Here is a 1,196-nt window from a genome sequence, read left to right on the forward strand (position 1 = left end):
CCGACGATGCCCTCGTTCTCCATGCGCTCCATGATGGAGGCGGCGCGGTTGTAGCCGATCTGGAGGCGGCGCTGGATGTAGGAGGTCGAGGCCTTCTTGTCGCGCAGCACGACCGCCACCGCCTGCTCGTAGGGGTCGTCGGAGTCGAGCGAACCCATGCCGGTCTTGTCGAAGACGGCGCCGTCCTCGTCCTCGGCCGCTTCCTCCTCCTCGGAGGTGACGGCGTCAAGATATTGCGGGCGGCCTTGCGTCTTGAGATGGGCGACGACCTTCTCGACCTCGTTGTCCGAGACGAAGGGGCCGTGGACGCGGGTGATGCGCCCGCCGCCGGCCATGTAGAGCATGTCGCCCTGGCCGAGCAGCTGCTCGGCGCCCATCTCGCCGAGGATCGTGCGCGAGTCGATCTTGCTGGTGACCTGGAAGGAGATCCGGGTCGGGAAGTTCGCCTTGATCGTGCCGGTGATGACGTCGACCGAGGGACGCTGTGTCGCGAGGACCACGTGGATGCCGGCGGCGCGGGCCATCTGGGCGAGGCGCTGGATCGTGCCCTCGATCTCCTTGCCGGCGACCATCATCAGATCGGCCATCTCGTCGACGATGACGACGATATAGGGCAGAGGCTCGAGGTCCATGACCTCCTCCTCGTAGATCGCCTCGCCACTGTGCTTGTCGAAGCCGGTCTGGACGGTGCGGGTGATGACCTCGCCCGCCGCCTTGGCTTCGCCGACGCGGGCATTGAAGCCGTCGATGTTGCGCACCGAGAGCTTCGACATCTTCTTGTAGCGCTCCTCCATCTCGCGCACCGCCCATTTGAGGGCGACGACCGCCTTCTTGGGGTCGGTGACGACCGGGGTGAGCAGATGCGGGATGCCGTCATAGACGGAGAGTTCGAGCATCTTGGGATCGACCATGATCAGGCGGCATTCCTCCGGCTTCAGCCGGTAGAGGATCGACAGGATCATGGTGTTGATCGCGACCGACTTGCCCGAGCCGGTGGTGCCGGCGACGAGCAGATGCGGCATGCGGGCGAGATCGGCGATCACCGGCTCGCCGCCGATGGTCTTGCCCAGGCATAGTGCGAGCTTGTGCTTGGTCGCCTCGAAATCCTGGCTGGCGAGGAGCTCGCGCAGGAAGACAGTCTCGCGCTTGGCGTTGGGCAGCTCGATGCCGATGGCGTTCTTGCCCTGCACCACCGC

At 65.6% G+C, this 1,196-nt stretch carries 1 protein-coding gene; it reads right to left on the reverse strand.

Features of this window, described 5'->3' with window-relative positions:
• Positions 1–1,196 (reverse strand): DNA translocase FtsK (locus IED13_RS28475; protein WP_248312821.1); only part of this gene is annotated, 1,196 nt, incomplete at both ends.

The sequence above is a fragment of the Allobosea spartocytisi genome, from assembly GCF_014764685.1.
Classification (GTDB): domain Bacteria; phylum Pseudomonadota; class Alphaproteobacteria; order Rhizobiales; family Beijerinckiaceae; genus Allobosea; species Allobosea spartocytisi.